The 6972-nt window shown below is 72.0% G+C and carries 8 protein-coding genes; 5 read left to right on the top strand and 3 right to left on the bottom strand.

From position 1 onward, the window contains the following. From ACFWIA_RS23145 to ACFWIA_RS23135, 3 genes are all read left to right on the top strand, one after another. Positions 1-679 (top strand): polysaccharide pyruvyl transferase family protein (locus ACFWIA_RS23145; RefSeq protein WP_387008029.1); only part of this gene is annotated, 679 nt, incomplete at its 5' end. Beyond that, positions 676-1227 (top strand): dTDP-4-dehydrorhamnose 3,5-epimerase, encoded by a 552-nt coding sequence (rfbC, locus tag ACFWIA_RS23140; protein ID WP_387008027.1) that lies wholly within the window; start codon positions 676-678, stop codon positions 1225-1227. The genes ACFWIA_RS23145 and rfbC, both read left to right, overlap by 4 nt. A gap of 7 nt (positions 1228-1234) precedes the next feature. Next, a complete protein-coding gene (locus tag ACFWIA_RS23135; protein ID WP_387008025.1) occupies positions 1235-2560 on the top strand; it encodes a glutamate-1-semialdehyde 2,1-aminomutase in 1326 nt (441 codons plus the stop codon). A 7-nt stretch (positions 2561-2567) separates the two neighbouring features. On the opposite strand, the gene ACFWIA_RS23130 is transcribed toward ACFWIA_RS23135, so the two are convergent. Together ACFWIA_RS23130 and ACFWIA_RS23125 are read right to left on the bottom strand one after the other, a co-directional pair. Next, positions 2568-3200, bottom strand: a complete 633-nt coding sequence (locus ACFWIA_RS23130) for a phosphatase PAP2 family protein (protein WP_387008023.1) — start codon at positions 3198-3200, stop codon at positions 2568-2570. Positions 3201-3247: 47 nt separating this feature from the next. Then, positions 3248-4018, bottom strand: coding sequence for a methyltransferase domain-containing protein (locus tag ACFWIA_RS23125; protein WP_387008021.1), 771 nt, complete (start codon positions 4016-4018; stop codon positions 3248-3250). Positions 4019-4154: 136 nt separating this feature from the next. On the opposite strand from ACFWIA_RS23125, the gene ACFWIA_RS23120 reads away from it, so the two are divergent. Then, a complete protein-coding gene (locus ACFWIA_RS23120; RefSeq protein ID WP_387008019.1) occupies positions 4155-4811 on the top strand; it encodes an O-methyltransferase in 657 nt (218 codons plus the stop codon). Positions 4812-4833: 22 nt separating this feature from the next. On the opposite strand, the gene ACFWIA_RS23115 is transcribed toward ACFWIA_RS23120, so the two are convergent. Beyond that, positions 4834-5928: a TolB family protein gene (locus ACFWIA_RS23115; protein ID WP_387008017.1), complete on the bottom strand. Its 1095-nt coding sequence runs from the start codon at positions 5926-5928 to the stop codon at positions 4834-4836. A gap of 352 nt (positions 5929-6280) precedes the next feature. On the opposite strand from ACFWIA_RS23115, the gene ACFWIA_RS23110 reads away from it, so the two are divergent. After that, entirely contained in the window at positions 6281-6808 is a 528-nt protein-coding gene (locus ACFWIA_RS23110) for an EF-hand domain-containing protein (protein WP_387008015.1), read from the top strand. Positions 6809-6972: the final 164 nt, after the last annotated feature.

Here is a 6972-nt window from a genome sequence, read left to right as displayed (position 1 = left end):
GCGGCCGGGGGTGTCCTCGCTGCCCCTGGCGCGGCCCATCCCTCCCCCCCCCCCGCCCCACCCCCCGCACGCCGCCGGGCCGCGGCCGGTCTGCGTCGGCGTCATGGCCTTCCACGGCGGCAACGACGACCGCGCCCGCGCCGAGGAGATCCACCGGCGCTACCTCGACGGGACGATCCGCTTCGTCCGCGCACTGGTCGAGGACGGGCGGCCGGTCCGCCTGCTCACCGGCGACGGGATCGACGAACCCGTGGTCGCCGCGATCCGCGACGCGGTGGACTCACCCCTGGTCACCGCCGCCGGGGCGACCTCGCTCGCCGACCTGATGCAGGAGACGGCAGCCGCCGACGCCGTGGTGGCCACCCGCTACCACAACCTGGTGTGCGCCCTGAAGGTCGGCACGCCGACCCTCGCCCTCAGCTACGCGGCCAAGAGCGAGGCGCTGATGGCCCGGATGGGCCTGGACGCGTACTGCCACCCGGCCCGCGAAGTCGACGCCGACCGGCTGCTCGCCCAGTTCCGGACGCTGGAACAGAACGCGGCGGAGCTACGGCGGACCCTCACCGAGCGGAACCTCGTCGCCACCCGACTCCTTGAACACCAGTTCACCGCCCTGACCGCGGCCCTGTTCCCGGTGCCCGACCCCACCCACACCCACGCCCTGCGGGAGACTCCATGAAGGCGACCGGAATCCCGGCGATCGCCGGCGCGTACCTGTTCGCGTCCACGTCGTACGCCGACGAACGCGGCTTCTTCTGCCGCACGTTCGACGCCGACGTGGCCCGCTCGGTGGGCCTCGACCCGGACTCCTTCGTCCAGGACAGCGTGTCCCGCTCGGTCCGCGGGGTGCTGCGCGGACTGCACCTGCGCTCCGGAGCCGGTGAGGCCAAACTGGTGCGCTGCTCGTACGGGGAGGTCTTCGACGTCGTCGTGGACCTGCGGGCGGACTCCCCGACCTACCGCAACCGGGCCTTCTTCACCCTGTCCGGCGAGACGCAGCAGACCCTGTACGTCCCGGCGGGGTGCGCACACGGCTTCCAGGCCCTGACGGAAACCGCCGACGTCTCCTACCGCATCGACCGCCCGCACGATCCGGCCGAGGACGTGACGATCGCCTTCGACGACCCCGAACTCGCCATTCCCTGGCCCCTGCCGGCCACATCGATGTCCGAGCGGGACCGGAAGGCACCCAGCCTCGCCGAGGCACTGAAGCACGGGGAGAAGTGAAGCCGACGTGGACACCGAGAACTTCCTCCTGCCCCGGTCGCAACGGGCGAACGAGCGACTGCACGCCTTGATCCCCGGGGGCGCGCACACCTACGCCAAGGGCGACGACCAGTACCCCGAGGACCTGGCCCCGGTCATCAGCCACGGCCGCGGTGCCCATGTGTGGGACGTCGACGGCAACCGCTACGTCGAGTACGGCTCCGGACTGCGGTCGGTCAGCCTCGGCCACGCCCACCCGCGCGTCATCGAGGCGGTGCGACGGCAACTCGACCGCGGCAGCAACTTCGTCCGGCCCTCCATCGTGGAGGTCGACGCCGCGGAACGCTTCCTGGCCACCGTGCCGACCGCCGAAATGGTGAAGTTCGCCAAGAACGGCTCCGACGTCACCACCGCCGCGGTGCGCCTCGCCCGCGCCGTCACCGGGCGCCCCCGGGTCGCCATCTGCGGCGACCACCCGTTCCTCTCCGTCGACGACTGGTTCATCGGCACCACACCGATGTCCGCCGGTGTCCCGGCGGCGACCACCGAACTCACCGTGGCGTTCCCCTACGGCGACCTGGCCGCCACGGAGGAACTGCTCACCCGGTACCCGGACGAGGTCGCCTGCCTGATCCTCGAACCCGCCACCCACACCGAGCCGCCCCCCGGGTACCTCGCCGGCCTGCGCGCACTCGCCGACCGGCACGGCTGCGTCCTGGTCTTCGACGAGATGATCACCGGCCTGCGCTGGTCCGAGGCGGGCGCGCAGGGCCTGTACGGGGTCGTCCCCGACCTCTCCACCTTCGGCAAGGCGCTCGGCAACGGGTTCGCGGTCTCCGCGCTGGCCGGGCGCCGCGACCTCATGGAGCGCGGCGGGCTGCGCGACCCCCGCGAACGGGTGTTCCTGCTGTCCACCACGCACGGCGCGGAAACGCACTCACTGGCCGCCGCGACGGCGGTGCTCACCACCTACGTCGAGGAGGGCGTCACCGCCCGGCTGCACGCCCTCGGCGAGCGGTTGGCCGCCGGGGTCCGCGACGCCGCGGCCAGCATGGGCGTCGGCGACCACGTCCTCGTCCGCGGCCGGGCCAGCAACCTGGTCTTCGCCACCCTCGACGAGCACCGGCAGCCCTCGCAGGAGTACCGCACCCTGTTCCTGCGTCAACTCCTCGTGGGCGGGGTGCTCGCCCCGTCGTTCGTGGTGAGCAGCGCGCTCGACGAGGCCGACATCGACCACACCGTCGACGCGGTGGCCCAGGCGTGCGCGGTGTACCGGGAGGCGCTGGACGCCGCTGACCCCACCCCCTGGCTGGCCGGGCGCCCGGTGAAACCCGTCTTCCGGCCCCGGGCATGACGTACCGTCAGTATCGCTCCGGCCGACCGGCGTCGGCCGACCGGTCGACCAGCCACGCGGTCGCCGGCACCACCGCCAGCGCCGTGCACCAGCCGCCGAGGGTGTCGGTCGGGTAGTGCGCGCCCAGGGCGACCTGCGCCCAGCCCATGGCGGCGCCGGCGAGCAGCGCCGAGGTGATCACCAGCATCGTGCCGGCCGCCCTGCCGAGGCCGAGGCGGCCGGCCGCGAGCAGCGCCACCACGAGGGCGAACGCGGTGAGGAAGGCCGTGTGCCCGCTCGGGTAGGACAGGTGCCCGTCGTGGATGGTGCGTCCCACCAGGGGTTTGAGCAGCGTCGTCGTCCCCACGGTCAGACCGGTGCCGACCACCACGAGCACCGCTGCCCGAAGTCGTCGCCCCAGCAGACAGCCCGTCACGGCGGCCACGACCAGCGCTGCCGCTCCGGCCGGCTCCGCCAGGTAGTCGACGGCGAGGGCGACCCGTCGCCAGGGCGGTCCCACCCCGTCCACCGCCGACTGGATCCATGCGTCCACCGTGCCGGGCCGGCTGCGGCCGGAGTACCGGACCCCGAGCACGACGACCACCAGGGCGGCGAGCGCCGCGATCGGCCCGAGCCACCCGCACAGTGCCGGGGGCAGCACCCCCGGCGTCGGCCGGTCGGTCGCCCGCCCACCGGAGGGCCTGAGGATCAGGTTCCCTTTCCGAAGACGAGCACCTCCGTGGAGGCGACGCCCAGCGGCGCCACGAAGCTGGCCTCCAAGGTGCACCCCAGGGTCGCGAAGAGGTCCACGCACACCCGACGCGGTATCGCGGCCGGGTACGACCCGTGACCCGCGCCGCCCTCCGTCGCCCAGGTGCGTACCGCGGTCGGGTCCAAGCAGGTCTCCGTCATGACGTCGAAGACGATCCGACCGCCGGGGCGCGTGACCCGTGCCATCTCGAAGAAGTAGCGGGAGGCGCAGAGGAAGGTCACAGTGTTGAAGACCTTGTGGGCCTGGACGAGGTCGATGCTGCCGTCGGGGGTCGGGGCGAGGCTGCTTCCCGCGGTCGGCCGGGCCACCACCTGGAACGTCTCCACCAGGTAGTCGGCCCAGGGCGCTGCCGTCTCGTAGATCTCGTAGCGGTCCGGTGAACACTCCTTCAGCGTCTTCTCCAGGTACCGTCCGGAGCCGGGGCCGATCTCCAGCACCGTGTGCGGGGCGGCAGCGAAGACGCCGAGGTCGCGCAACTCGTCGATGGTGGACTGGGTGGCGCCCGGCGTCCCGTTCATGACCTCGTCGATGTGGTCACCGACCGACCGGCCGGCTGCCCGCGCGGCCCGCATCGTGGCCTCGAACGGAAGGAAGTCGTCCACGCCCCCCAGCTTGTTGGTGCTGCGCACGATGTCGAATCCCGTACGTCCCAAGAGCCGCTTGACTCCCGACTTCAGCACCGACGCACTCCTGTCTGCTGCCCTCATGAGGCATGCCCCCCCGGTCGTCTCCACCCCTGCGAGCCAGGATAGGAGCGCGGACGCGGACCCCGCAGCGGGACGGCGAATTCGCCACGGCTCTCCGCCCGCGTCCCAACTCGGGCCGCTCATAGAATCGTTGACCATGACTCGAACGCCCACTCCTTTGTCCGATGAGCTGTTCGACTACCTGTGCGCCAACGGGACCCCGCCCGACCCCGTGCAGTCCCGGCTGATCGCCGAGACCGCCACCCTCGGACACGAGGCCCGCTTGCAGATCTCTCCCGACGAAGGCGCCTTCCTGACCCTCCTGACCAAGCTGACCGGAGCCCGCACCGCACTGGAGATCGGCACCTTCACCGGGTACTCCGCCTTGGCCATCGCCCGCGGACTCGGTGAAGGCGGCCGTCTGACCTGTCTGGACATCAGCGAGGAATGGACCCGGATCGCCCGCCGCCACTGGCAGGCCGCCGGTGTCCAGGACCGCATCGAACTCCGTATCGGCCCGGCCCTGGACACCCTCAAGTCGCTTTCCCCCCAGCCGACCTACGACCTGGTCTTCATCGACGCCGACTACGAGAACTACACCGCCTACTGGGAAGAGGCGGTGCCCCGCGTCCGGCCCGGCGGCGTGATCCTGGTCGACAACGTCCTCTACCACGGGCGCGTCATCGACCCCGACGACACCGCTGGGACCACCCGGGCCGTCCGGCAGCTCAACGAACGCGTCCGGACCGACGACCGCGTCGAAGCCACCATGATCCACATCGCCGACGGGCTCACCCTCGCCCGCAAGAAGTAGCCGTCGCCCCGGTTCCCGGCGGTCAGGGGAAGCGACGGACGAAGACGTCCGACTTCCCGTTGGTGTCGCCGGGCACGAGGTCGTCGGCCGCGGAGTGGAAGACCACAGCGCGTCCACCGGCGCTGACCGCGTCGGAACCGGCCGTGGCGGGCTGGTTCGAGACGACCTGGTCGGTGCCCGTCCGCAGGTCGCGCAGCTTGAGCGCCGCCCCGCTCGTGCCGAGCGGGGCGTACAGCAGATGCTGGCCGGTGGGGTCGATGGCCACGCCCCGGGCGTTCGGGACGAGGTGGACGGTGCCCGAGGACACGTCGTGGACGTAGGTGTCGGAGCCCGAGACGTAGACGACCTTGCTGCCGTCGTCGCTGAGCTGGACGAGCGCCGCCGCCGTGGACGGGCCCTCGACCGGGCCGGTGGTGCCGCCGGCCCGGTCCCACACGAAGACGTCCCCCGCCCCGCCGTCCTGGTAGGCGACGTACCGGCCGTCGCCGCTGAGGGACGGTCGGGACTCGTGGGTGTGGGCGAAGCCGGCGACGGTCCTCGTCGTGCCGTCCCCGTCGTGGACCTCGATGCGCTGGCCGGACGACGGTTGCCGGAACAGGACGACGAGGGCGAGGGAGCTGCCGTCGGCGCTCAACGACGGCTGGTTGCAGCTGTGGGACGAGCAGTTGGCGGAAGCCGTGTACCCCGTGCTCACCTGGTACTGGCGGATCCGCACGTTGTTCACCCACTGCAACGGGTAGGCGACGTACCCCCCGTTGCCGCTGATCACCGGGGGCTGGAGCGGACTGTAGGGTCCGATCCGCTGGGTCTGCCCCGTGCGCTGGTCGCGGACGTACGCCCGGTCGCCCCCGGTCGTGCCCTCGGGCGTCAGGTTCGTCGCCGATGACGAGAAGACGATGCGGTGACCGTCCGGCGTGATCGAGGCGCCGGCGGAGTGGGCGTCCCCCTGGGTGCCGTCTGCCGCGACGCTGATGCGCTCGACACCGGTCGTGCGGTGGCCCGCCGGCTGAGCCGAAGCGGCTGCGGGCAGCACCGCCGTGGCCGCGCAGACGGCGACCGCCGTACTCAGGGCGACCCGCACCCGTCTGGTGGTGCTCGACTTCGCGTGTCGCCTCATGCAATCCCCCAGGCAGGGCGCGGTCGTTGCTCGGTCCACCAGAGGACCGCAAGCATGCAACCACGGGGGCGCTACGGGGTCAATCCATCACACGACGTATCGAGAGGCGCGGTTTCGGCCAGGTGGGAGTGCCCCGCTTCGTCGGTGTCGCTCTCGGCCGGGGCGCGTTCAACCGCCCTCGCGTTTCCCGTCGTTGGCCGCGCCATGCGTCGCACCGGGGCATTGCCCCCGTTCGTGTGCACCGGACGGATTTCCACCGACCGGGCCGGAGCGCCGCCGGATAGTGGAGCCGACCGCCGGGACCCGTCCCCGGTCTCCCTCACCCCGCACCCGGAAGCAGAGGTGTTCCACCATGCCCACCACCGAGGCCGTCGCTCGCGTGCAGCTCGTGTTCTCGCTCTTCGACGCCGATGGCAACGGCTACCTGGAGCCGACCGACTTCGAACTGATGGCCAGCCGCACGGTCGAGGCGCTGCCGGCCGGCAGCGCGGAAGCGGGGCAGGCGCTGTCCGACGCCTTCCGCGGGTACGGTGCCACGCTGACGTCGGAGTTGGACGCGGACGGCGACGGGCGGATCAGCCCTGAGGAGTTCACCGCGGTCGTCCTCGATCCGCAGCGGTTCGACGCGGTCGTCGACGCGTTCGCGGTCGCCTTGTCGGCGCTCGGCGACCCGGACGGCGACGGGCTGGTCGAACGGCCCGACTTCCTCGTGCTGATGATCGCCATCGGGTTCCAACCGGACCACATCGAGGCGTTGTTCGACGCCTTCGGCCCGGTGGAGGGCGACCGGGTCCCGGTCGTCGTGTGGGCGGACGGCATCCGGGACTTCTACCGTCCCGACAAGGCGGGCATCGCCGGGGACCGTCTCGTCACGGGCTGAACCACATCCGCGTCCCGGAGATCCTGGGGGCGATCCGTCGGACTCCGGGGAGTCTGTCACCCACGAGGACCGCGTGGGGGGGTGTACCCCCGGGTGGGGGCACAGCCAGACCCCCCCCGTGGAGATATGAGGCTGCGGGGGTGGACACGGAACAGGGGGTGGAC

Source organism: Streptomyces sp. NPDC127068 (genome assembly GCF_042724695.1).
Taxonomy (GTDB): domain Bacteria; phylum Actinomycetota; class Actinomycetes; order Streptomycetales; family Streptomycetaceae; genus Streptomyces.
Note: the sequence above shows the minus strand (reverse complement) of the source record. Positions and strands in the feature narration are given on the sequence as shown.